This window comes from Paenarthrobacter sp. TA1.8, from assembly GCF_048595705.1.
GTDB classification, from domain to species: Bacteria; Actinomycetota; Actinomycetes; order Actinomycetales; family Micrococcaceae; genus Arthrobacter; species Arthrobacter nitroguajacolicus.
Genome location: NZ_CP184287.1, coordinates 4,564,483 through 4,587,122 on the forward strand (window position 1 = coordinate 4,564,483; position 22,640 = coordinate 4,587,122).

General features: G+C 61.9%; 22 protein-coding genes. 8 read left to right on the forward strand and 14 right to left on the reverse strand.

Features of this window, described 5'->3' with window-relative positions; all coding sequences use genetic code 11:
- Positions 1 to 335: 335 nt before the first annotated feature.
- The 6 genes from ACNAOT_RS21225 to ACNAOT_RS21250 all read right to left on the reverse strand — a co-directional run bounded on the left by ACNAOT_RS21225 (position 336) and on the right by ACNAOT_RS21250 (position 6,327).
- Positions 336 to 2,072, reverse strand: coding sequence for a urocanate hydratase (locus ACNAOT_RS21225; protein WP_420179284.1), 1,737 nt, complete (start codon positions 2,070 to 2,072; stop codon positions 336 to 338).
- Between the two features lie 46 nt (positions 2,073 to 2,118).
- A complete protein-coding gene (locus ACNAOT_RS21230) occupies positions 2,119 to 3,033 on the reverse strand; it encodes an ABC transporter substrate-binding protein (RefSeq protein WP_420179285.1) in 915 nt (304 codons plus the stop codon).
- A gap of 98 nt (positions 3,034 to 3,131) precedes the next feature.
- On the reverse strand, positions 3,132 to 3,884 hold the full coding sequence (locus tag ACNAOT_RS21235) for an ABC transporter permease (protein WP_420179286.1): 753 nt from the start codon (positions 3,882 to 3,884) through the stop codon (positions 3,132 to 3,134).
- Positions 3,845 to 4,495: an ABC transporter permease gene (locus tag ACNAOT_RS21240; protein ID WP_014923069.1), complete on the reverse strand. Its 651-nt coding sequence runs from the start codon at positions 4,493 to 4,495 to the stop codon at positions 3,845 to 3,847. Before ACNAOT_RS21240 ends, ACNAOT_RS21235 begins: the two co-directional genes overlap by 40 nt.
- Positions 4,495 to 5,598, reverse strand: coding sequence for an ATP-binding cassette domain-containing protein (locus ACNAOT_RS21245; RefSeq protein ID WP_091463662.1), 1,104 nt, complete (start codon positions 5,596 to 5,598; stop codon positions 4,495 to 4,497). Before ACNAOT_RS21245 ends, ACNAOT_RS21240 begins: the two co-directional genes overlap by 1 nt.
- Positions 5,599 to 6,327, reverse strand: coding sequence for an IclR family transcriptional regulator (locus tag ACNAOT_RS21250; protein WP_091463666.1), 729 nt, complete (start codon positions 6,325 to 6,327; stop codon positions 5,599 to 5,601). It lies immediately after the preceding gene.
- Positions 6,328 to 6,514: 187 nt separating this feature from the next.
- Here ACNAOT_RS21250 and ACNAOT_RS21255 point away from each other — a divergent pair, with 187 nt between their 5' ends.
- The 3 genes from ACNAOT_RS21255 (at position 6,515) to ACNAOT_RS21265 (ending at position 10,878) form a co-directional block, all read left to right on the forward strand.
- A complete protein-coding gene (locus ACNAOT_RS21255; RefSeq protein ID WP_420179287.1) occupies positions 6,515 to 7,714 on the forward strand; it encodes an allantoate amidohydrolase in 1,200 nt (399 codons plus the stop codon).
- Positions 7,711 to 9,078, forward strand: coding sequence for a formimidoylglutamate deiminase (locus tag ACNAOT_RS21260; RefSeq protein WP_420179288.1), 1,368 nt, complete (start codon positions 7,711 to 7,713; stop codon positions 9,076 to 9,078). Before ACNAOT_RS21255 ends, ACNAOT_RS21260 begins: the two co-directional genes overlap by 4 nt.
- A gap of 330 nt (positions 9,079 to 9,408) precedes the next feature.
- Positions 9,409 to 10,878, forward strand: coding sequence for a sugar porter family MFS transporter (locus ACNAOT_RS21265; protein WP_091463674.1), 1,470 nt, complete (start codon positions 9,409 to 9,411; stop codon positions 10,876 to 10,878).
- Between the two features lie 66 nt (positions 10,879 to 10,944).
- Here the strand turns inward: ACNAOT_RS21265 and ACNAOT_RS21270 are convergent, their stop codons facing one another.
- The 4 genes from ACNAOT_RS21270 to ACNAOT_RS21285 all read right to left on the reverse strand — a co-directional run bounded on the left by ACNAOT_RS21270 (position 10,945) and on the right by ACNAOT_RS21285 (position 14,657).
- Positions 10,945 to 12,171, reverse strand: coding sequence for an MFS transporter (locus ACNAOT_RS21270; protein ID WP_420179289.1), 1,227 nt, complete (start codon positions 12,169 to 12,171; stop codon positions 10,945 to 10,947).
- A gap of 48 nt (positions 12,172 to 12,219) precedes the next feature.
- Positions 12,220 to 12,660, reverse strand: coding sequence for a MarR family winged helix-turn-helix transcriptional regulator (locus tag ACNAOT_RS21275; RefSeq protein ID WP_420179290.1), 441 nt, complete (start codon positions 12,658 to 12,660; stop codon positions 12,220 to 12,222).
- Positions 12,661 to 12,694: 34 nt separating this feature from the next.
- Positions 12,695 to 14,071 (reverse strand): HNH endonuclease, encoded by a 1,377-nt coding sequence (locus ACNAOT_RS21280; protein ID WP_420179291.1) that lies wholly within the window; start codon positions 14,069 to 14,071, stop codon positions 12,695 to 12,697.
- 79 nt (positions 14,072 to 14,150) lie between these two features.
- Positions 14,151 to 14,657, reverse strand: a complete 507-nt coding sequence (locus ACNAOT_RS21285) for a GNAT family N-acetyltransferase (RefSeq protein ID WP_420179292.1) — start codon at positions 14,655 to 14,657, stop codon at positions 14,151 to 14,153.
- A 112-nt stretch (positions 14,658 to 14,769) separates the two neighbouring features.
- On the opposite strand from ACNAOT_RS21285, the gene ACNAOT_RS21290 reads away from it, so the two are divergent.
- From ACNAOT_RS21290 to cycA, 5 genes are all read left to right on the forward strand, one after another.
- On the forward strand, positions 14,770 to 15,099 hold the full coding sequence (locus ACNAOT_RS21290) for a PadR family transcriptional regulator (protein WP_091463688.1): 330 nt from the start codon (positions 14,770 to 14,772) through the stop codon (positions 15,097 to 15,099).
- 1 nt (position 15,100) lies between these two features.
- Positions 15,101 to 15,466, forward strand: coding sequence for a DUF1048 domain-containing protein (locus tag ACNAOT_RS21295; protein WP_420179293.1), 366 nt, complete (start codon positions 15,101 to 15,103; stop codon positions 15,464 to 15,466).
- Positions 15,463 to 16,242, forward strand: coding sequence for an ABC transporter ATP-binding protein (locus tag ACNAOT_RS21300; RefSeq protein WP_420179294.1), 780 nt, complete (start codon positions 15,463 to 15,465; stop codon positions 16,240 to 16,242). Before ACNAOT_RS21295 ends, ACNAOT_RS21300 begins: the two co-directional genes overlap by 4 nt.
- Positions 16,239 to 17,000, forward strand: coding sequence for an ABC transporter permease (locus tag ACNAOT_RS21305; RefSeq protein ID WP_420179295.1), 762 nt, complete (start codon positions 16,239 to 16,241; stop codon positions 16,998 to 17,000). Before ACNAOT_RS21300 ends, ACNAOT_RS21305 begins: the two co-directional genes overlap by 4 nt.
- 175 nt (positions 17,001 to 17,175) lie before the next feature.
- Positions 17,176 to 18,636: a D-serine/D-alanine/glycine transporter gene (gene cycA, locus ACNAOT_RS21310; protein WP_420179296.1), complete on the forward strand. Its 1,461-nt coding sequence runs from the start codon at positions 17,176 to 17,178 to the stop codon at positions 18,634 to 18,636.
- 79 nt (positions 18,637 to 18,715) lie between these two features.
- Here the strand turns inward: cycA and ACNAOT_RS21315 are convergent, their stop codons facing one another.
- The 4 genes from ACNAOT_RS21315 to ACNAOT_RS21330 are packed head-to-tail and all read right to left on the reverse strand — an operon-like array spanning position 18,716 to position 22,491.
- Positions 18,716 to 19,474 (reverse strand): ABC transporter ATP-binding protein, encoded by a 759-nt coding sequence (locus ACNAOT_RS21315; protein ID WP_420179297.1) that lies wholly within the window; start codon positions 19,472 to 19,474, stop codon positions 18,716 to 18,718.
- Between the two features lie 25 nt (positions 19,475 to 19,499).
- Positions 19,500 to 20,516 (reverse strand): iron chelate uptake ABC transporter family permease subunit, encoded by a 1,017-nt coding sequence (locus ACNAOT_RS21320; protein ID WP_420179298.1) that lies wholly within the window; start codon positions 20,514 to 20,516, stop codon positions 19,500 to 19,502.
- Entirely contained in the window at positions 20,509 to 21,516 is a 1,008-nt protein-coding gene (locus ACNAOT_RS21325; protein ID WP_420179300.1) for an ABC transporter permease, read from the reverse strand. Before ACNAOT_RS21325 ends, ACNAOT_RS21320 begins: the two co-directional genes overlap by 8 nt.
- 24 nt (positions 21,517 to 21,540) lie before the next feature.
- On the reverse strand, positions 21,541 to 22,491 hold the full coding sequence (locus ACNAOT_RS21330) for a siderophore ABC transporter substrate-binding protein (RefSeq protein ID WP_420179301.1): 951 nt from the start codon (positions 22,489 to 22,491) through the stop codon (positions 21,541 to 21,543).
- Between the last annotated feature and the right edge of the window lie 149 nt (positions 22,492 to 22,640).

A 22,640-nucleotide genomic window follows, 5' to 3' on the forward strand; every position in this document is an offset into this window, starting at 1 on the left:
GCCGTCATCGTTCACCAGCGGTCAACTGAAACCCGTCCTCAGTGTGAAAGAGCTTCCGAATCCCTGTCCTGGAAAGGATCCAGAGAATTGTGCCATCCGCGGTTCTATCGGCCACAGTCCCCCGAAACGGATTGTGGCCGCCTTTTGTCATTGTCACCCGTGTTCCGATAGCGACTGATGCCCACGTTCCCGGGCTTTCCCTGTCCATGGTGCGTTTCCTCGCTCTCCGATGCGTGTGCTGATCGTTTGTTATTCGAACTGATGCCTAGGTTGCCCCAGGACGGCCAGGCAAGAATGTGTTGCATAGCCGTCCCGGGATGTCCTTCGAGATGCAGTTAGCGCGTGCTTGCGGTCTCGTTCATGGGGATGCGGACGCCGCGTTCGTTGGCGACCTCGACGGCGCGGTCGTAGCCGGCGTCGACGTGGCGGATGACGCCCATGCCGGGGTCGTTGGTCAGGAGCCGTTCGAGCTTTTCCGCGGCCAGGTCCGTGCCGTCAGCAACGGAGACCTGTCCGGCGTGCAGGGACCGGCCAATGCCGACACCGCCGCCGTGATGGATGGACACCCAGGTAGCACCCGACGAGGTGTTGATCAGGGCGTTCAGCAACGGCCAGTCAGCAACCGCGTCGGATCCATCGGCCATGGACTCGGTCTCCCGGTACGGGGACGCCACCGAGCCCGAGTCCAGGTGATCACGGCCGATCACGATCGGGGCCTTGACCTTGCCCTCCTTCACGAGCTGGTTGAACAGCAGGCCGGCCTTGGCGCGTTCGCCGTACCCAAGCCAGCAAATACGTGCCGGCAACCCTTCGAATTCCACGCGGTCTGCGGCAGCATCCAGCCACTTGTGCAAGTGCTTGTTCTCCGGGAACAACTCCTTGATGGCTTTGTCCGTGACGGCGATGTCTTCCGGGTCCCCCGACAGCGCGACCCAGCGGAACGGGCCCAGGCCCTCGCAGAACAACGGCCGAATATAGGCCGGGACGAAGCCGGGGAACTCAAACGCCCGCTCGTACCCGCCCGTGCGTGCCTCGTCACGGATCGAGTTGCCGTAATCGAACACCTCAGCACCGGCGTCCTGGAACTCCACCATCGCCTGGACCTGGCGGGCCATGGAGGCCTGGGCCTTCTTGGTGAACCCTTCCGGATCCGCCTCGGCCTCAACATGCCACTCCGCCACGGTGATGCCCTCCGGAAGGTAGGACAGAGGATCATGGGCACTGGTCTGGTCCGTGACCACATCAAAGGTCACCTCCCCGGCCTTATGCCGACGCAGGAGTTCCGGGAACACCTCGGCGGCGTTGCCCACATACCCCACCGACCAGCCGCGGCGCTCGTCCTTCGCGGCTTGGACCTTCTTGATCGCAGCATCCAGGTCCGTTTCGACCTCGTCCAGGTACCGCTTCCCGGCCCGGCGACGCAGGCGGGTTTCATCCACGTCCACGATCAGGCACGCGCCGTCGTTCAGGGTCACCGCGAGCGGCTGGGCACCGCCCATGCCACCACAACCACCAGTCAACGTCAGCGTCCCGGCCAACGGGCCCTCGGTGGAACCCTCAACTGCCGGGGCCGGGTGACGGCCCTCCGCGGCGAGCTTGTTCCCCACCGCGGCGAACGTCTCATACGTGCCCTGCAGGATGCCCTGCGTGCCGATGTAAATCCAGGACCCTGCCGTCATCTGCCCATACATCATCAGGCCCTCGGCCTCGAGACGGCGGAACTCAGGCCACGTCGCCCAATCCCCCACCAGGTTCGAGTTCGCCAACAACACCCGCGGAGCCCACTCATGAGTACGGAACACACCCACCGGCTTGCCCGACTGCACCAGGAGCGTTTCGTCCTTCTCCATCGTCTCCAACGTCCGGGTAATCGCATCAAACGCAGCCCACGAACGGACCGCACGACCCGTGCCGCCGTAAACCACCAGATCATCCGGACGCTCAGCAACCTCCGGATCCAGGTTATTCATCAACATGCGCAACGGCGCCTCGGTCTGCCACGACTTGGCAGTAAGCTCAGTACCCCGCGCGGCCTTAACCGGACGGGCACCAGTAGTGAAATCGGCAGTCATTCTTTACTCCTCTAAAGCAGCCAGCTAAATGGACCAGCAGGGGGATTTAGCCCAGGTTCTTGGTCTTGAGCCATTCCTTGGCGATTTCGCCGATGTCCTCGAACTTGGCCACACGACCGTTCATCTTGATCAGGTCCTCAGTGGTGAGCGCAGCAGAGACCTTGTCCAGTGTCTCCTTGACGGTGTCCGTGGACTTCTTCTCATTGATGACCGGCACGATGTTCTCGGAAAGGAAGAGGTTCTTGTTGTCCTCAAGCGCCACGAGGTTGTTCTCAGCCAACGCGGGATCGGTACTGAAGAGGTCGGCTACCTGTACCTGACCGGAAAGGAGGGCGTTCAGCGTGAGCGGCCCACCGGCGTCGAGCGCTGAAAATTCCTTGAACTCAAGGTTGTAGACGGACTTCAGGCCGGCAACGCCGTTGAGGCGGGTCTTCCACTCCGGCGGGCCACCCAACACCAGTTCCTTGGCAACGGGCTGGAGGTCTTCGATGGTCTTCAGCTTGTACTGATCGGCGATTTCCTTCTTGACGGTGAGGACGTCCTTGTCCTCTGCTTCGGAAGGAGTCAATGCAGTCAGGCCGGCCGGGATCTTTGTGGTCAATTCCTTGGCAACGTCCTCGGACGACACTGCCTTGGTGGCGGAGTCGAGGTACTGCAGGAGCGCGCCGCCGTATTCCGGCATGAGGTCGATGGAACCGTCCTTGAGCGCAGGGATGGTGACTTCACGGCTGCCGATGCTCGGCTTGTCAGTTACCTCGACGCCCTTGGCCTTCAAGGCTTCGGCGTAGATCTTGGCGATCAGCTGGCTCTCGGGAAAGTCCGCGGAACCTACGATGATGCTGTCGCCCGAACCCCCTGCTGCGGCTGTGTTGGACGAGCTCATGGGGTCCCCGCCGCCACAGGCGCTCAGGGTGATGGCGGCGACGGCTGCCAGGGTGAATCCAGTGAGGTACTTCTTCATGTCAACTCTCCTGAAATGGGTGCTGCAAGGCATGCAGCGGCCAGGTTGGGGTGGGTGGAGGTGAATCTTGCGCGCCGAACCCCCGGCGCCGGGATCGGTTAGACCGTGACGGGGGTCTTCACGGGTTCGGCCACAGTGGCCGACTTGATGGTGCGCCGGGTCAATCCGGGTGAGACTACGCGGCGGGTGATGAAAGCGAGGAGCTGGTCGAAGAACAGTGCCAGCAGGGCGACCAGAACGGCGCCGGCGACCATTTGTCCGTAGTCGTTCTGGGCCTTGCCGTCGATCAGGAGGCGGCCCAGGCCGCCAAGCGAAATGTATGCGGCGATGGTCGCGGTCGAGATGATTTGCAACAGTGCGCTGCGGACACCGGACAAAACCAGCGGAAGAGAGCAGGGCAGCTGGACGTCCGTGAGGATCTTCATGGTGCGGAAGCCCATGCCTTTTGCGGCGTCGACGGCGGCAGCATCCACAGCGCGCACGCCGGCGTAAGTGTTGGTCAGGATGGGCGGAACTGCCAGAAGAACCAGCACGATGAGACTTGGAAGTATGTAGCCCATGCGGGATGGGAAAGCTGGCGAGATGAGCAGGACCAGCAAGATCAACAAGCCAACGCTGGGGAGTGCCCGGAGGGCGTTGGCAAGGCCGGCGATCATGAACACGCCCTTGCCGGTCACACCAATGTAGATACCCAGCGGCACGGCGATGATGGCGGCAATTGCGAGGGCAATGAGGGAGTACAGGAGATGCTCAGCGATCAACGTTGGAATGCCGTCTGCGCCGCTCCAGTGTGCGGGGTCGAACAAGTAATTCACGATGCCACCACCTTGGGGGTCCACGGTGTCAGCCACCGGTTGATGAGGATAATCAGCCCGTCAAGGATCATGGCGAGGACCACGCAAAGCACAATGCCGGCGATGATCGGAGTGTAGAAACGGAGCTGGAAGCCCTGTGTGAAGAGTGAGCCGAGCTGCGGTATCCCCAGCAGGGCGGCGACAGATACGAGGCTGACGTTGGAGACGGCGGCGACGCGCAAGCCTGCGCAAATCACCGGGACACCCACGGGAAGTTCAACTTTCAGAAGGCTCTGGTATCCGCGATAACCCATGGCCTTGGCGGCTTGGACGGTATCCTCCGGAACGGAATCGAGGGCATCTGCCACCACACGGACCAGCAGGGCCACGGTGTAGATGGTCAGTGCGGCCACAATGTTGAGAGGGTCCAGGATCTTGGTACCCAGGACCAGGGGAAGGAGCACGAAGAGCGCCAGGGAGGGGACTGTGTAGAGCAGCCCGGCAACACCCACCAAGAGCGGGTAGATCCGCCGGCTGCGGTGCGCCCACCAGCCAAGGGGCAGTGCGATGAGCAGCCCCAGGATCAGCGGGGTGACGGCCAGCAGAACGTGCCAGCCCAGCAGGAACACAATGTTGTCGAACTGGCGGCCCAGCCACTCGAAGTTCATCAGATCGTCTCCAGGTGTGGTTCGGCCTCGATAGCCTTGACAACGTCCGTTGCAGACACGGTCCCAATCAATTCGCCATGCTCATTGACAACCACGCCGCGGCGGCTGGGTGAGGAGAGGGCAGCGTCGAGCAGCTGCCGCATGGTTCCTGATGCTGCTGCCGGGATCCCGCTGAGATTCAGGTTCTCCCGCTTCACTTCACCATTGAGAAGCTGAGTCTGAGCCCAACCGAGAGGCTTCCGGCCGCCGTCGACCACCAACACCCAAGCACCCAGCGCCTTGGCGCGAGCCTCATCCGCGGAAGCACCGAGGTGAACCACGGCTTCTTCGCCGATAGCCACGGCACCGGCTGTTTTCGTAAAGCCGAGCGAGCGGTAACCGCGGTCACGGCCCACGAAATCGGCCACGAACTCGTCTGCGGGCGCAGTGAGCAGCTCTGAGGGGGACGCCATCTGCGCAAGCTTGCCGCCCACGCGCATCACGGCCACCTGGTCCCCGAGCTTGAGGGCTTCGTCGATGTCGTGGGTAACCATGATGATGGTTTTGCCGATTTCGCGCTGCAGGCGCAGGAACTCCTCCTGAAGCTGGGCGCGTACTACAGGATCCACGGCACTGAAAGGCTCATCCATCAGCATGAACGCCGGGTCAGATGCCAAAGCACGGGCAACACCCACGCGCTGCTGCTGGCCACCGGAAAGCTGCCAGGGATAACGTTTGGCGAAGCTCGCGGGCAGCCCAACGCGTTCCATCAGTTCGAGCGCCTTGGTCCGGGCCTTCTGCCGGCTTTCCCCGAGCAGTAGCGGCATGGTGGAGACGTTGTCCACGATGGTCTTGTGCGGGAAGAGCCCTGCGTGCTGGATGACGTATCCGATCCTGCGGCGGAGCAACGCTGCGTCCATGCCGGAGGTGGGCTGATCATCCAGGTAGATGGTGCCGCTGGTGGGTTCGATGAGGCGGTTGATCATCCTCAGGGAGGTGGTCTTGCCGCAGCCGGAAGGACCAACAAGGATGGTCAGCTTTCCGGTGGGAGCTTCCAGGTTGAGGCCATCGACTGCCACCGTCCCGTCAGGGTAGGCCTTGGTGACATTTTCAAATTTGATCATTTACTTTTCCATGCTTTCCTGGGGCACTTCATGGTTTTCGTCGGGTTCCACGAGGATGGTGTCGGCTACCTTCACCAGTTCCTCACCAAATGTGTGGGCCTTCGCCTCGTCCAAGCGGTAGCTGGGCACCACGATGCTGAGGGCTGCCACTGTTCGGCCGCCGATCACAATGGGTGCGGCGACGGCCGTTATGTCGTCTTCAACGCCACTCCGCACGATGGCGTAACCGCGGCCGTTCTGTCCGCCTGTCAGCACCTTGCCAGCGGCGGACCCTTCCAGCGGGATGCTCCTGCCGACCCAACTGGTGTGCCGGACAGAGCGGGTACCTTCGACGATGGCTATGTAGATTCCGGTTTCCCCAGGACCGGGAATACTCAAGTAGCAGGACTCGCCAGTCTCAGCCACAAGCCGCTTCATGTGGGGCGTGCAAAGCGACACCAAGGATTCCTGGCCTAATGCCAGCGCTCCCAGCTGAATGACACTTGCGCCCGGGCGGAAGTTGCCCCCGGGATCCCGCGTCACAAAGCCGCTGCCTTCCAAGGTGCGGAGGAGGCGGAGCGCGGTACTGGCCGACAGGTCTACCACCCGCGCTGCGTCACTGAGGCTGATGGAGCCGTCAGTACAGACCGCACTGAGGAGGGCCAGCGCCCTCTCGACTGTTCGGGTGGAAGAATCAGCTGCCACTGCCTGACCTGCTTTCAAGTGGTCTACATCACCGTGTCTTGCCACTTAGTAAAAATCACTTTTCACCAAATGGCAAGAGATTTCTGAAATTTGCGGGAAGTTCCAGTTATAAGACGCTGTGGTTCCTCAAATGGGGCCGGGCATGTTTCCACCACGTAAATAGTCGCCGAAGCCCTTGTCATGTGGTGGCATCTGGTTTTTACTTGGTGGCAGTCTTCAATCGGAGGAAAACGTGGAAACCGTCAATCAGCTCCTTGCCTCAATCCAGGACGTGGGCCGCGACGCGGTGCGCGGAGGCTACTCCAGGGCCGTCTATACAACACCCGAACTCGATCTCAGGGAGTGGTTCGTCGAGCAAGCCCAGCAACGCGGCCTCGATGTCCAAACGGACAGGAACGGCATTATCTGGGCATGGTGGGGCAAGCCCCATGACGGCGCCCTCGTCACCGGGAGCCACCTCGATTCGGTGCCCGGCGGGGGTGCCTTCGACGGTCCGCTCGGCGTCGCTTCCGCGCTGGCCGCCGTCGACATCCTTAAGGCCCGCGGAGTCCAGCCGCCCCGGTCGCTGGCAGTCACCGTCTTTCCGGAGGAAGAAGGGTCGCGCTTTGGCGTGGCGTGCCTGGGTTCGCGGCTCCTCACCGGCGCGATCGACGTCGGAAAGGCCCTGAACTTGCGCGATATCAACGGCGACTCCTTCGCCGACGTCGCCAGCTCCAATGGGCTGGATCCCCGCCATCTAGGCCCGGATCCGGAAGCCATGGCGCGCATCGGCGACTTCGTTGAACTGCACGTCGAGCAGGGAAAGGGCCTGGGGCAGGACGGTCCTGCCATCGCCGTAGGAAGTTCAATCCTGGGCCACGGCCGCTGGAAGATCAGCGTCAACGGCCAAGGCAACCACGCGGGCACCACGCTCATGGCAGACCGCGCCGATCCGATGGTTGCAGCCGCACAGATCGTCTTGGCCGTTCGGGAAACAGCTGCCAAGCAACCCGACGCCCGTGCAACAGTGGGGCGCTTGACGCCCGTTCCGGGCGGGACCAATGTGATCGCCTCGCGCGTGGACCTTTGGTTGGACGCCCGCCACCCCGACGACGCCGTGACCGCCCAACTCATCGAAGCGATCTACCGTGCAGCCCAGGACGTCGCCGCGGCGGAAGGTTGCACCGCGACCCTCACTGAAGAGTCCTACAGCGACACTGTGCACTTTGATGCCAACCTCAGCCGTCGCCTGACCAACCTTCTGCCGGGAGCTCCCGTGCTGGCAACCGGCGCAGGGCATGATGCCGGCGTACTGGCCGGCCACGTCCCCTCCGCGATGCTCTTTGTCCGCAACCCGAGCGGCATCTCACACTCTCCCGAGGAGTACGTAGCCGATGAGGACGCCTCCGCGGGTGCTGTTGCGTTGGCAGATGTTCTGGAGGGACTCCTATGAGCACGTTCTGGTGCGAGACCGCCGTTATCGTGGGCGGTGGCGACGGCGACGACGACACCGGCCTTTCGGAGGTAGCTACGGGCGTGCGCGTGGAAACTATCGATGGCCGAATCTCCGCCATGGAAAGCGGCGCGCGGCCCCAACCCGGCGACACGAAACTGATGGGCGTCGTCTTTCCTGCGGCTGCCAACGCACACTCGCACGCCTTCCACAGGATCCTCCGCGGAAGAACGCATGACGGGCGCGGAGATTTTTGGGTGTGGCGGGAGCAGATGTACCGGAGCGCGTCGGAGCTGACTCCTGAAAAGTACGAGAAACTCGCCGCTGCAGTGTTCGCTGAGATGGTGGTGACAGGTTTCAGCAGCGTGGCCGAGTTCCACTACGTCCACCACCAACCCGGTGGTGCGGCGTACCCAGAGCCGCACGCCATGGAGTTGGCCCTTGCCCGCGCAGCAATGTCGGCAGGGATCCGCCTGACACTTCTGGACACCCTGTATTTGTCCGGCGGAATAGGCACCTCGCTCAGTCCCGGGCAGGCAAGGTTCGGGGACACGGATGTGGAAGCGTGGCTGGACCGGTTGCGTTCCCTCCGAACCGCAATAGCACAAGAGTTTTCGCCCGAGAAGGTGGCCGTAGGAGCCGCCCTGCATTCCGTCCGCGCTGTGCCCGAAGAGGCCCTAAAGGTTGTTGCCAAGCAGCTACCTCGCGACATTCCCCTTCACATTCACCTGAGCGAACAGCCTGCCGAAAACGAAGCCTGTTTGGAGGCCTACGGCACCACTCCCGCGGGCCTTTTGGAACGCCACGGCCTCCTGTCTCCCAGGCTTTCAGCAGTCCATTCCACGCATCTGACTCAGCAGGATATTTCCAGGCTGGGCGCAGCATCAACCACCGTTGTGATGTGTCCCAGCACGGAAGCCGACCTTGCGGACGGGATCGGACCCGCCCGTGAACTTTCCGACGCCGGAGCCGCTATCGCCTTGGGCAGCGACCAGCACGCGGTGATCGATCCTTGGATTGAAATGCGCACCTTGGAACACGGAGAGCGGCTAGGCAGCGGTCAGCGCGGAAGGTTCTCACCGCGGGAACTGCTGCTGGCCGCAACGGAAGGAGCAGCGCGCTCCATGGCTACACCGGTTGCCTCGTCCGCACTAAGGGTCGGCGCGATCTGCGACCTCATGGTTGTCGATCCCGCGTCCACCCGGACTGCCGGTTCCCGTCCCCTGCAATTGGCTTTCAGTGCGACGGCCAGCGATGTAACGCAGGTAGTCATCGCCGGTGAATTGATTGCTTCCTACGGGGTGCACACGCGCCTCGGCGCACCTGGAGACCTTCTGACTGCAGCACTCAAGGAGTTCTCCTAGCCGCGCCTTCAGCGCCCGCAGCCTGACGACAGCGGCATCCCAATTGGCTACATGAGTTACCAACCGTCGTCGTGCCTTGTGTTCAATTGTTGGACTCAAGCACCTGCATACCGCACTCAGAGCGCGTTACGGACGCTTACAGCGAACTCCCAGCCACCAGACAGGCGGTACTGCGTTAATGATATGAATGCATGTCACGTCCGTCACTTGACTGGAACTTGGCGGATATGACGTGCCACACTGTGTAGCGCGAGTGCACCGGCGTCCCCGTCGGACAGCCGACGACGACCCGCACTTCGCTTACCAAACCCCATTCCCCAAGGGAGACCCATGTCCAGTTCCAGCCCCGAAGGCGCGCCCCCTGTTTCACGGAAGGTGATCGGCCTGGCCGTCGCCGGTGCCGTGGGCGGGTTCCTCTTCGGCTTCGATTCGTCCGTGGTCAACGGTGCCGTGGATGCGATGGCGGACGAGTTCGTCATGAGCGAGGCACTAACAGGCTTCGCCGTGGCCGTTGCCCTGTTGGGCTGCGCCGCCGGCGCCTACTTCGCCGGCAAGATCGCGGACAGGTACGGCCGCATTCCCGCCATGAAAATCGGCGCACTGCTCTTCCTGGTGAGCGCAGTGGGAACCGGGCTTGCGTTCGGAGTTTGGGACCTCATTTTCTGGCGGCTGGTGGGCGGCCTGGGCATTGGGCTTGCCTCGGTTATTGCCCCGGCTTACATCTCGGAAATTTCACCACGGCACGTACGCGGCCGCTTGGCATCGCTTCAGCAGCTCGCCATCACCACGGGTATCTTCGCAGCCCTGCTTTCCGACGCGGTGCTCGCTAATTCGGCTGGTGGTGCGGACGGCACGTTGTGGCTGGGCATTGAAGCCTGGCGCTGGATGTTCATCGCTTGTGCCTTGCCCGCCGCGGTGTACGGCTGGATCGCTTTCCGCCTGCCGGAGTCCCCACACTTCCTCGTGCTCAACGGCAAGGAAGACCAAGCCCGCACCATCTTCAACAAACTGATCCCCGGCGATGACATCGAACGCCACATCCGCGAGATCCAGGAATCCATCCAACAGGAAAAGCTCTCCACCAAGAAGGGCTCGCTGCGTGGTAACAGGTTTGGCCTGCTGCCAGTGGTCTGGATCGGCATCATCCTGTCTGTGCTGCAGCAGTTTGTTGGCATCAACGTGATCTTCTACTACTCCACCACGCTGTGGAAGGCAGTCGGGTTCCAGGAAAAGGACTCCCTGACGATCTCCGTCGCCACGTCCGTCACAAACATCCTGGTGACCCTGGTGGCCATCGCTTTGGTGGACCGGATCGGCCGCCGCCCCATCCTTCTGACCGGCTCCATCGGCATGGCCGCGTCCCTCGGCGTTATGGCGCTGGCCTTCTCCTCCGCTGTTGGTACCGGCTCCGAAATCAGTCTTCCAGGCGCTTGGGGTCCCGTGGCCCTTGTGGCTGCCAACGTCTTCGTCATCAGCTTTGGTGCCTCATGGGGTCCGCTCGTGTGGGTGCTGCTGGGCGAGATCTTCCCGTCCCGCATCCGCGCCCGGGCCCTTGGCCTCGCGGCCGCAGCGCAATGGATCGCTAACTTTGCCATCACGCTTAGCTTCCCCATCATGGCGGCAGGCTCGCTGCCGCTGACGTACGCCATGTACGCAGCCTTCGCTGCGGCGTCGTTCTTCTTTGTCATGTTCAAGGTGCCCGAAACGAACGGCATGTCCCTGGAGCAGGCCGAAACGCTGTTCGTTCCGAAAGGCGCACCCGTAGCACCGCTGCCCGTGACCTCCGACGAAGCAAAGTAGCGCAGGAAAAGCCCGGCGGATTGGAACTGGTCCAATTCGCCGGGCTTTTTGTGGTTCACGGGAGGATCACACCAAGTGTGGTTCGTGGGATATTAGGTAGCCGCGTCCTCCGAAAGCGACCAGAATAGCTATAACCATGGCAGCGGCACCGGCGAAGAACGGCACCTGCGGGCCAAAGTGCTCACCCAGCTGGGCTGCTGCGAATGGTGCAAGCGCGCCACCCATCCAGCGCACAAAGTTGTAGCCGGCGGATGCAACGGGGCGCGGTGAATCAGAGACACCCATGGCCAGTTCCGTGTAAACCGTGTTGTTGATGCCCAGAAGGGCACCTGCCGCAATGACAAGCACGACGACGGCTGTCACCGAGTGCCCAGCGGCCAATCCCAAGCCGATCAGGTCGAGCATCAGCGCCGCTAGTGTTCCGGTCAGGACTTTGACGGCCCCGAACCGCTTCTGGAGCACCGGCGCCACGAACACCGAGAACACGGCCACGGCAACACCCCAACCGAAGAAGACAGCCCCGATGCCATAGGCATCCATGCCGAGGATGAAGGGAGTAAAGGCGAGGATGGTGAAGAAGCCGTAGTTGTAGAACAACGCGCTGGCGGCAGTAGTGCGGAGGCCCCTATGCCCGAGCGCCAGCAGCGGATCCCTGAGGCGGGACTTCTTGGCGGGAGCGGCTGTCTTAGGCAACAATGCGAGAAGTGCAATGAAGGCCGCAGCCATCAGCACTGCGGTGCCGAAGAAGGGTGCGCGCCACTGCCAGCCACCCAAGAGGGCCCCTAGCAGCGGGCCGAGCGAGATGCCCAAACCCAGTGCTGCCTCGTAAAGGATGATGGCCGTCCCGGTGCCGCCACTGGCCACCCCCACGATCACGGCCAAGGCAGTTGCAACGAACAACGCGTTACCAAGACCCCAGCCTGCCCGGAACCCCACCAGTTGTTCAACGCTGCCGGAAAGGCCCGACAACGACGCGAACACCACGATGATCGCCAACCCGATCAACAGGGTCTTCTTTCCACCGATCCTTGAGGACACGAATCCACTGATCAACATGGCAATCGCCGTCACCAGGAAGTAGCTGGTGAAAAGCAGCGAGACTTCACTTGTGGATGCCTCAAGGTTCTTAGCGATAGCCGGAAGAATCGGATCGACGAGCCCGATGCCCATGAAGGCGAAAACGGCCGCGAGCGCAGTGGCCCACACCGCCTTGGGCTGTTTGAGGAAGGAAGCTTTCTCAGCTTCCAAGACAGTTTCGGCGCTTGCTGAAGCGTCAGCCAACTGGCGTGACATTCAATGGCTCCTTGTCGGTGCGGGTTTTTCTTAGTCGTGCTGGTTTTCTTAGTTCTGGAACGAGCTGTTGAGCTTGGCGATCACGGGCAAGGCCGCTGCGAGGTGTTCAATTTCGTCTTGGCTGAGGTCCTGCAGCAGCTCAGCCACCATGGCGTTGCGCCGCTGGTTGGCAGAGGCGACGGCGGCCGTCCCGGCTTCGGTGATGACCACTTGGACAGCTCGCGAATCGTCGGGATCCTGCTCGCGGGTGACCAGGCCTGCACGCTCAAGCTTGATGATTTGCTCCGTAGCGCTGGGGACTTTAATGCCCAGGTTCTTGGCGATATCGCCCACGCGGAGACCGCCGGCGGAAATCATGGACAGCAGGCTGAGTTGCGCGGCGGTAAGGTCACCTTCAGGATCAAGACGACGGAACATGTACACGCCGAGTCGCAGTGACTCACGAAATTCCTGTGCGAGATCAAGTAGCCGCGGATCAAAAGAGCTCATATTTAGGTACCCTAATAGTTAGGGTACCTAATAGTCAAGTCCCGACTGGTGAAGGTGGTCTGCGCACATGCCCGGGCAGGGGCGGTGCGGACGATCGGTAGCTATGCCCTGTTGGCGTGCCGACTTCCAGCGTGTGGACATCTTCGACCACCTGCTTCGCCGTCCAGCCAGGGCTTTCCTTGGTCTGATTGCAGACTTCGCAGAGTCCTGCGCTGTTGTCAACGGTTGTGGTGCCACCTGAACGCCACGGGACGACGTGATCGATATGCCTGATGGGCGCGTCGCAGTAGGGCGTGCGGCAGGTGTCGTCTCGGACTTCGATAAAACGCCTCAACCTCGGCGGGAAGAGTCGCGCCTTGGAGTCCATGGTGATGAGTTCCCCCGTGGACGGCGCTGTATAGAGTCGGCGAAGCCACACGGCGAACTCCTCGTCCTGCTTTGGCGCCGGACCACCGCCCGTCGCAGCAGCCCCTCCAGCGCCAACAAGGCCTCTTGCCCACGCCGCCGGGACTATCCCGTAGCCCTTGATCCGGGCCGGCTCGCCGTCTCCCTGCAATAGCGTGCGGTCCGTCATGACGACCTCCAGGTCGACACCGCTGATCCCGCCACGCCTGCCGGTGATACGTTCGACGAGGGTATCTGCCATGACTTGTCCGCGGGTCCGGGAGTCCCCAACGGAACGTGCAGAGTCTGCCTTGCGGGTCAGCGCGGCATAGACGGCAACTCCTTGGGCTACAGGAAGCAGTGCAGTCAGGTAAGTCATAGCGTCCGGCGCCGGGCGCAGGGTGACTGTTCGCTCCGTGGCGGCATGACTGGCACGCTGGGCAATGGAACGGGGATCGCGCCGGTAGGCGGCGGCTTTCGCGGCGGCGATGATTGCTTTGTCACCGGCGCCCTCGAAGGTGCCCGCATCAGGTGCAAGTTCCTCGTCCACGGCGCACCGATCTTCCGCGGTAAGGCCAGCCGTCTCTCTTACGAGTAAGTTTGCCCGCCATTCACTGAGCTGGCCCGATTCCAACGCGGCCAGGGTGCGTGGCATCTCGGTGACCAACGCCTTCGCGAGTCCAAGGAGGCGGGAGCCGCGGTTCGGCGATTCACGCCGGGCCAACGCAAGCTGAGCGGCGACACCTTGCCCCTGCTCCGAAGCGGGAACACCAGCAACTGTCTGCTCACGCCGTTGCGCAAGATCCAACGCCACCGCAGCACGGGCCTGCAGGCCGGTAACGGCCCACTTCAAGTCTTCGAGCCCACGCAGCTGATCAATCAGCTGAACGCTGGAAGAACCAAGGCTAACGTCCCTCAGCAGTTTGATAAGGGCTGGGACACCGAGCGCGGGCTCTCCGGCTTTTTCCCCAACCCCGGAGGCAAATGAACCGGCGTCAATGCCTTGCCTCTCCCGAATCTTCTCCATGGCCCAACTCTTCCAGCGGGGTCAGGGGCACGGTAAGGCGGGAATTTCCCTATGTGGAAAACAGGGACAAGGCACTCTCCTACAGCGTGAGTTTCATGCCCTCGTGGCTCGCGACAAAGCCAAGCCGCTCATAGAAACGATGAGCCGAAACGCGGGACTTATCCGTGGTGAGCTGCACCAGCGAGCAGCCACGCTCCCGGGCCTGGTCAATAGCCCACTGGATCATGAGCGCACCCACACCCTGCCCCCGCAACACCTCAGAAACCCTAACCGCCTCGATCTGCGCCCGCCAGGACCCCTTGCGCGAGAGGCCCGGGATGTAGCTGAGCTGGAAGGTAGCCACAACATCGCCGTCGAGTTCGCCCACCACCAGAAGGTGTGCGGGGTCGGCGTCGATCGCGTCAAAAGCCCGCTCGTACGGCACTAAATCGCCGGCACTTTCGCGGGTAGCGCCCAGCTGATCGTCGGCCAGTAACGCGAGGATCCGCGGCAGGTCGTCTTTCCGTGCACGCCTGAGGGTGAAGGTTCCACGTTCGACGGCGGCGGTAAAGAAAGCGGGCACGGCACCGGATTGAGTAGTCACCACCCCAGCCTGCCATCCGACAGAACAAACCCAGAACTCAGTATTGCTAAGTACCGGTACCTAGTTCTACTATGTAGTGGTAGCTAGTAATACTGAGTAGCGAGGGAGGTGTCCGATGGGCAAGCAAATGACGGAGATGCTCAAAGGCACATTGGAGGGCATCGTTCTGGCCCTCCTGACCGGGAAGGCAGCGTACGGATACGAGATCACCACGCTGCTCCGGGAGCAGGGATTTACTGAGATCGCTGAAGGCACCGTGTATGCGCTGCTGGTCAGGATCGAGCAAAAGGGACTGGTGGACGTTGAGAAGCGTCCGTCCGAAAAAGGGCCGCCTCGCAAGGTGTACACGCTCAATGCACAGGGCGAAAAGGAACTGAACGAATTCTGGAACACATGGAGCTTCTTGTCCGGACGGATTGAAGAGCTCCGCAAGGAAGGAAAATAGCATGGCAGCGAAATGGATCGAACTGGTCACCGGATCACTCGAACAGAAGAAGCAGTACAAGCAAGCCAAGGCAAGGATGAATGCCCTGCCTGAGCCCTACCTGACCGTGGCCACCGCCTTCAACCGGTACCTGATGTACTACGGCGGCGTCACTGAGGGCGACACCATGGTGCAGATGTTTACCGACCTGGCTGACCTATGGGAACGGGCCGCAATCGACGGTACGCCCGTGGGCGAAATCGTGGGCGGAGATCCCATCGAATTCGCCGAGAGCTTCGCCCAGGCCTACGGCGGTAAGCGCTGGATCGACAAGGAACGCGAGCGCCTTACCCAGGCAATCGATAAAGCGAAGGAGGCGGAATCATGACCGCTGCATCAATCCGCGTAGAGGGCATTGAGAAGTCCTACAAGGATCTCCACGTGCTCCGGGGTGTGGACTTTGAGGTAGCCTCCGGCAGTATCTTTGCCTTGCTGGGCTCCAATGGAGCGGGCAAGACCACCATGGTAAAGATCCTGTCCACACTGCTCAAAGCGGATGCCGGCTATGCCGCCGTCGAGGGCTTTGACGTCGCCTCCGAGTCGCTTGGGGTGAGACAGTCCATCAGCCTCACCGGGCAGTTCGCGGCCGTGGATGAAGTCCTGACCGGCAAGGAGAACCTGGTCCTGGTGGCCAAGCTGCGTCACTTAAAGAACCCGGGCGGAATCGCGGACGAGCTGCTGGCGCAGTTCAGCCTCACCGATGCAGGGTCCCGAAAGGTGGCGACGTACTCCGGCGGTATGCGTCGGCGCCTGGACATTGCCATGAGCCTGATCGGCAATCCGAAGGTGATCTTCCTGGACGAACCCACTACCGGCCTCGACCCGGAGGCCCGGCTGGAGGTATGGCAGATTGTCAAGAATCTCGCCAAGCAAGGAACCACGGTCCTGCTCACCACGCAGTACCTGGACGAAGCCGAGCAGCTCGCGGACCGGATTGCCATCCTGCACGCCGGACGCATCATTGCCAATGGCACCCTCTCCGAGCTCAAGCAGCTGCTGCCACCGGCCAAGGTGGAGTACGTGGAGAAGCAGCCGAGCCTGGAGGACATCTTCCTGGCCCTGGTGGGAACAGGTACCAACGAGTCAGTAAAGGACAGGTCATGAACACCCATTTCTTCGCAGACACCTCCGTCCTGCTGGGCCGTTCCATGCGGCACATCTTCCGGAGCGTTGACACCATCATCACCACTGCGATCACCCCGATCGCCCTGATGCTGCTGTTCGTCTACGTGTTCGGCGGAGCCATCAGGACCGACACCGAGAACTACGTAAACTACCTGCTCCCGGGCATTATGTTGATCGCGATCGCCTCCGGCATCGCTTACACGGCAGTCCGGCTGTTCACGGACATGCAGAGCGGCATCTTCGAGCGGTTCCAGTCGATGCCGATCGCACGCTCTTCGGTTCTCTGGGCGCACGTGCTGACGTCGCTGGTGGCCAACGGACTCTCGCTGGTGATCATCGTCCTGGTGGCACTCCTCATGGGCTTCCGCACTTCGGCCAACGTGCTGGACTGGCTGGCCGTCGCAGGCATCCTGGCACTCTTCACCTTGGCGCTCACGTGGATTGCGATCATCGCGGGCCTCTCAGCGAAATCGGTGGATGGCGCCGGCGGGTTCTCCTATCCGCTGATCTTCCTGCCCTTTGTCAGCTCGGCCTTCGTTCCGACGGAGACCATGCCCGGCCCGGTCCGCTGGTTCGCCGAAAACCAGCCGGTAACGTCAATCGTGAACACCATCCAGGACCTGTTCGCCCAACGCCCGGTGGGTGGCGACATTTGGGTGGCCCTGGCTTGGTGCCTGGGGATCCTCATCGTCTCTTACGCCTTTGCCACAGCTGCCTACAAGCGCCAGATCGCCTAGCCGCCGCAGCCAAATTACGGCGCTAATCACGGCCTAAGCTCCCCCTCCAACCAGGGCGGGAGCTTTCGCCATGCAGACCGATTCGCCATGAGCCAGGCATTGGCTATAGCTTTATCGAACAGATTTGTAACGGCCGTCACCATTTTGACGGGTCCTTCGAAGGGTTCTTGAACTGATGTCCGATCAGACAACACAGGGGAAGCTCCACGTCTCCAGCAGGGACAGCGAGCCCCACCTGTCACGCTCGCTCAGCAACCGCCACATCCAGCTCCTTGCCATCGGCGGCGCCATCGGAACCGGCCTCTTCATGGGCTCCGGCAAAACCATCTCCGTCGCCGGCCCCTCCGTGATCTTTGTGTACATGATCATCGGATTCATGCTGTTCTTCGTCATGCGGGCCATGGGCCAGCTGCTGCTGTCCAACTTGAACTACAAGTCCTTCAGCGACTTCGCAGGCGATCTCCTGGGCCCCTGGGCAGGCTTCTTCACCGGGTGGACCTACTGGTTCTGCTGGGTAGTCACCGGCGTGGCAGACGTCATTGCGATTGCGGGCTACGCCAACGAACTGTGGCCGGGAATCCAACTCTGGATCCCGGGTATCGCCACCATCATCATCCTGCTGCTCCTGAACCTGCCCACCGTGAAGGCCTTCGGCGAGACCGAATTCTGGTTCGCCCTCATCAAGATCGTGGCCATTGTGGCGCTGATAGTGGTGGGCCTGGTGATGATCTTCACCGGCTTCCAGTCCAACGCAGGCACCGCGAGCTTCACCAACCTCTGGAGCCACGGCGGCTTCTTCCCCAAGGAATTCATGGGCTTCGTGGCCGGCTTCCAGATTGCCGTCTTCGCGTTCGTGGGCATCGAACTGGTGGGCACCGCCGCCGCTGAAACGAAGAACCCGGAGCACAACCTCCCCCGCGCCATCAACGCCATTCCCCTGCGCGTCATGCTCTTCTACGTAGGCGCCCTCATCATCCTCATGTCCGTCACCCCGTGGACCGAATTCAAGGCAGGCCAGAGCCCGTTCATCGCCATGTTCTCGCTCGCCGGCCTTGGAATGGCCGCCACAGTAGTCAACCTGGTGGTGCTCACCTCGGCCATGTCCTCGGCCAACTCAGGCATCTACTCCACGTCCCGCATGGTCTACGGCCTGGCCCACGACGGCGACGCACCCAAGCTCTTCGGCCGCCTCTCCAGCCGCAAAGTACCCCAGAACGCACTGTTCCTCTCCTGCGTCCTGCTGCTGGCCGGCGTCGCACTTCTGTACGCGGGCAAGGACGTTGGCGTGGCATTCGACATGGTGACTACCGTGTCCGCCGTCTGCTTCATGTTCGTCTGGTCGATCATCCTGGCCAGCTACCTCGTTTACCGTAAACGCCGCCCCGAGCAGCACGCGGCCTCGCCGTTCAAGATGCCAGGCGGCATCCCCATGGTGTGGGTGGTGTTCGCGTTCTTCGCGTTCCTCGTGTGGGCCCTGACCACGCAGCCGGATACGCTCACCGCGCTGCTGGTGACGCCCATCTGGTTCGCCATCCTCGGCGTTGCCTACGCTGTGGTCCGCAAGTCGCCCCTGCATCAGGCCCGCGTGGCCGAGTGGAAAGCAATGTCCGAAGCTGAAGCCGCGGCAGCGCGCTAACGCTGAAGCAAGCAGAAATTACGACGTCGGCACCCGGGCTTGGGTGCCGACGTCGCGCTTTCTTCTGTCGGCAGGAGCGTCAGGCGAAGTACACGCCAATGCGGTTGCCGTCGATCTCCTCTATGCGGATATCGATGTCGTAGACGTCGTGCAACATCCCCGCACGCATGATGTCCGCGGGTGTGCCCTGATGGATGAGGCGGCCATTTTTCATGGCCAGGATGGTGTCCGAGTAGCAGGATGCAAAGTTGATGTCGTGCACCACCAGCACGATGGTCTTTCCGAGCTCATCGGACAAACGCCGCAGCAGCCGCATCATTTCCACGGAGTGCTTCATGTCCAGGTTGTTAAGCGGCTCGTCCAGCAACAGGTATTCCGTGTCCTGGGCCAGGACCATGGCGATGTAGGCACGCTGACGCTGTCCGCCGGAGAGCTCGTCTACGAACTTGTCAGCCATGGAGGTGAGGTCCAGCTGGCGGATGGCCTCGTCAACGTGCTCAAGATCCTCAACCGTTGGCCGCCCGCCGCTGTGCGGAAAGCGCCCGAATGCCACGAGGTCACGGACCGTGAGCCGCATCGTGAGGTGGTTTTCCTGCCGGAGGATGGCCATGGTCTTGGCGAGTTCCTTGCTGGGCGTCGCGGTGACGTCCAAGCCGGCAACGGACACTCCCCCGGCGTCCATGGGCTGCAGTCGGCTAATCAGTGAGAGCAGCGTGGACTTGCCGGCCCCGTTGGGACCGATGATGGACGTGATGCCGCCGCGTGGAATATCGCAGGACACGTCATCCAGCACGGTGGTGCCGCCGTAGCGCTTGGTCACGTTGCGGACGGTAATCATGGACGGACCCCGGTCATAACAGTGGTCATTTCAGCGAGCCTTTCAACAACAGGTAAAGGAAGAGGATGCCGCCCGTGAACTCGATGATGACGCTCAAGGCAGTGGCGAAACCGAACACCCGTTCCAGTAACAACTGGCCGCCCACCAGTGCGATCGCACCAATAAGGACCACGATCGGCAGCAGCCACGCATGCCGGAATCCACGGCAGAGCTGGTAACCGAGGCTGACAACCAAGAGCCCGAAGAACGTCACCGGCCCCACAAGAGCAGTGGAAATCGCCACCAGCAGCGAGCACGCGAGCAGCACCCCCATCACCACGCGTTTGTGATCGACGCCCACGTTGATGGCCACTTCACGGCCCAGCGCCAGCACGTCCAAAGTGTGCCGCATGCGCCACACACCAATGCACACAAGGGCAATCAGCACAGCGGAAACCCCCAGCAACCCTGGATCCACGTTGTTGAAACTGGCAAAGAACAGGTCCTGCAGGATGATGAATTCGCTCGGTTCCATCAGCCGCTGCAGGAGCGAGGAGAAACCACGGAACAAGGTACCGAGCACGATTCCCACGAGCAACAGCAGGTGCAGCGATCGCGTGTCACCGGTGAACATCCACCGGTACAGGAATGCGCTGAACCCCAACATCAGCAGGATCTCCAGCCCGAACTTGAGCGTGGAAGGAGCGGTCGCCAGCGTCGCGGCACCGGCAACGAACGCCAGGGCGGTCTGCACCAGGATGTACAGGGAATCGAAGCCCATGATGGAAGGCGTCAGGATCCGGTTGGCCGTCACGGTCTGGAAGAGCAGCGTGGAAACACCCACCGCCACAGCCACCAGCAGCATCGCTGACACCTTGATGGCCCGCCGCGGCAGGATGTAGGCGATGTTGCCTTTGAGGTCGATCGTCAGGAAAACGGCAACGAGCACGACGGCGGCAATCGCCAAAACGGCGATCACCAGTCCCGGCGGGGTACTTCGGATGGCGTCGCGCATGCGGGTGCGGGCGGAGAGGCGGGGTGTGACCAGGAGTGTTTCAGGCATTGCGTTTCCTCAAAAGCAGGAAGAGGAAGAGGATGGCGCCCAAGACGGACATGACCATGCCCACGGGAACCTCGTAAGGGAAGCGGATGGTCCGGCCGATAATGTCGCAGACCAGCACGAACGCCGCTCCAAAAAGGGCTGTCCAAGGAACCGCACGGCGGAGGTTGTCTCCGAACAGCAGGGAAACGATGTTGGGAACCACCAGGCCGAGGAAGGGCACGGCCCCCACGGTGGTGACCACAACAGCCGAAATCAACGAGACGATCACCAGGCCGAGCCGCATGGTCCGGGCGTAGTTCAGGCCAAGGTTGGTGGTGAAATCCTGCCCCATGCCGGCCACGGTGAACCGGTCGGCAGCAAACAGGCCCACCAGTACCAGCACAGCCACGATCCACAGCAGTTCATACCGTCCACGGAGCACGCCGGAGAAGTCGCCGATCATCCAGTTACTTAGGGTCTGGAGGAGATCGAAGCGGTAGGCAAAGAACGTGGTGACGGCAGCAATGATGCCGCCCAGCATGATGCCGACCAGCGGAATCAGCAGGGTGTTACGGGCGGGCAGTCTACGGAGAATGGCCAGGAAGAGCGCCGTGCCCAGCACGGCGAACACAGAAGCCACCAGCATCTTGGTGAGAATCGGAGAGTCCGGAGCAAGCACTGTGACCACCAGGATCCCGAGCGTCGCTGACTCAACGGTGCCCACGGTGGACGGCTCGACAAAGCGGTTCCGGGCCATGAGCTGCATGATCAGCCCGGCAACGGCGACGGCCATCCCGGCCAGGACCACGGCCAAGGTGCGCGGCACCCGGGATACCCAGAAGATTTCCCAAGCACCGGCGTCGTTAGCCAACAACGCGGTCAGCGAGACATCACTGACCCCAACGAAGATACTTCCGACCGCGATCACCAGCACAACGGCAGCAGCCGCAACCAGGCGGGCGGTCTCGCCAGTCCGGTTGCGGCTTGCTGGCGCCGTGGGGCGCACGGCTGTAGTTGTCACGTCAGGATTTCAGGTGAGGCAGTATCAAGCGACAGAATCGGCCACTGCCGTGACCATGGCCTGAACGTTGTTCAAGCCGTAGCCAACGATGTACCAGCCGGCGGGATCCAGGTTGACGATCTTGTTGTTCTTGGCCGCGTTGGTGGACTTCACGAGCTCGTTGTCCAGGATCGGGTTGGCGGTGGAGCCTGCGGCGCCGATCGCGGTGTCGCGGTTGATGACGTAGAGGATGTCCGGGTTGGTCTCCTTGATGTATTCAAAGGAAACAGCCTCGCCGTGAGAGCCCTCCGACTTGACGTCGGCAGCGGTGGGGACGCCCAGGACGTCGTGGATGATGCCGAAGCGGGAGCCAGCGCCGTATGCGGTAACTTCGCCGCCGGAGGTGAGGACGATCAGGCCCTTGCCAGCCGAGGCCGCCTTGGTCTTGGTGTCCGCAACGGTCTTGTCCACCTCTGCGAGCTTGGAGGCGACCTCGTCTTCTCTCTTGAAGATCTTGCCGAGCTTCTCCGTCTGTGCCTTGAAGCTTTCCATGGGCTTGGCGGCATCCACTGAGAGGTCGATGGTAGGTGCGATCTTGCTCAATTCCTCATAGGCGCCGGCGGTGCGGCCGGAGACGATGATGAGATCCGGCGCGGCGGAGCTGACGGCCTCGAAGTCCGGCTCCTTGAGCGAGCCCACTTTGGTGTACTTGGCCTCGGAGAACTTCTTGAGCGCTTCCGGGTAGCTTGCTTCGGGAACACCGGTGGGCTCGACCCCGAGCGCGTTCATGGTGTCCAGGACGCCGAGGTCGAACGTGACAACCTTGGCCGGGTTCACAGGAACGTTGGCCGTGGAGCCTTGGGCGTGCTCGATGGTGATGGTGCCGGCTTCCTCGGTCTGCGAGGATGCGGTGGCCCCGCCGCCACACGCCGTAACGGTCAGCAAGGCTGCGCCTGCAGCCAGTGCCCCAATGTAGCTCGACAGCCTCTTTTTCACGCCAGTACTCCACTCACTAATAAGTCATAGATGTGTTGCCTAATTGCTTTTTGACTCTATTAGTAAGGTGAGGCTAACTTCAAAACCGAAAGGCTCTCCAGCGGTCAAAAGTGACGGAACTCACTTGTTTTTCTCCCGCCGGAGAGCCT

What these genes read in the sequence shown, in the direction of transcription:
- ACNAOT_RS21225 (WP_420179284.1), bottom strand. Translation starts at nt 2,072, where the DNA reads ATGACTGCCGATTTCACTACTGGTGCCCGTCCGGTTAAGGCCGCGCGG.
- ACNAOT_RS21230 (WP_420179285.1), bottom strand. Translation starts at nt 3,033, where the DNA reads ATGAAGAAGTACCTCACTGGATTCACCCTGGCAGCCGTCGCCGCCATC.
- ACNAOT_RS21240 (WP_014923069.1), bottom strand. Translation starts at nt 4,495, where the DNA reads ATGAACTTCGAGTGGCTGGGCCGCCAGTTCGACAACATTGTGTTCCTG.
- ACNAOT_RS21245 (WP_091463662.1), bottom strand. Translation starts at nt 5,598, where the DNA reads ATGATCAAATTTGAAAATGTCACCAAGGCCTACCCTGACGGGACGGTG.
- ACNAOT_RS21260 (WP_420179288.1), top strand. Translation starts at nt 7,711, where the DNA reads ATGAGCACGTTCTGGTGCGAGACCGCCGTTATCGTGGGCGGTGGCGAC.
- ACNAOT_RS21265 (WP_091463674.1), top strand. Translation starts at nt 9,409, where the DNA reads ATGTCCAGTTCCAGCCCCGAAGGCGCGCCCCCTGTTTCACGGAAGGTG.
- ACNAOT_RS21270 (WP_420179289.1), bottom strand. Translation starts at nt 12,171, where the DNA reads ATGTCACGCCAGTTGGCTGACGCTTCAGCAAGCGCCGAAACTGTCTTG.
- ACNAOT_RS21275 (WP_420179290.1), bottom strand. Translation starts at nt 12,660, where the DNA reads ATGAGCTCTTTTGATCCGCGGCTACTTGATCTCGCACAGGAATTTCGT.
- ACNAOT_RS21280 (WP_420179291.1), bottom strand. Translation starts at nt 14,071, where the DNA reads ATGGAGAAGATTCGGGAGAGGCAAGGCATTGACGCCGGTTCATTTGCC.
- ACNAOT_RS21290 (WP_091463688.1), top strand. Translation starts at nt 14,770, where the DNA reads ATGGGCAAGCAAATGACGGAGATGCTCAAAGGCACATTGGAGGGCATC.
- ACNAOT_RS21295 (WP_420179293.1), top strand. Translation starts at nt 15,101, where the DNA reads ATGGCAGCGAAATGGATCGAACTGGTCACCGGATCACTCGAACAGAAG.
- ACNAOT_RS21300 (WP_420179294.1), top strand. Translation starts at nt 15,463, where the DNA reads ATGACCGCTGCATCAATCCGCGTAGAGGGCATTGAGAAGTCCTACAAG.
- ACNAOT_RS21305 (WP_420179295.1), top strand. Translation starts at nt 16,239, where the DNA reads ATGAACACCCATTTCTTCGCAGACACCTCCGTCCTGCTGGGCCGTTCC.
- cycA (WP_420179296.1), top strand. Translation starts at nt 17,176, where the DNA reads ATGTCCGATCAGACAACACAGGGGAAGCTCCACGTCTCCAGCAGGGAC.
- ACNAOT_RS21315 (WP_420179297.1), bottom strand. Translation starts at nt 19,474, where the DNA reads ATGATTACCGTCCGCAACGTGACCAAGCGCTACGGCGGCACCACCGTG.
- ACNAOT_RS21320 (WP_420179298.1), bottom strand. Translation starts at nt 20,516, where the DNA reads ATGCCTGAAACACTCCTGGTCACACCCCGCCTCTCCGCCCGCACCCGC.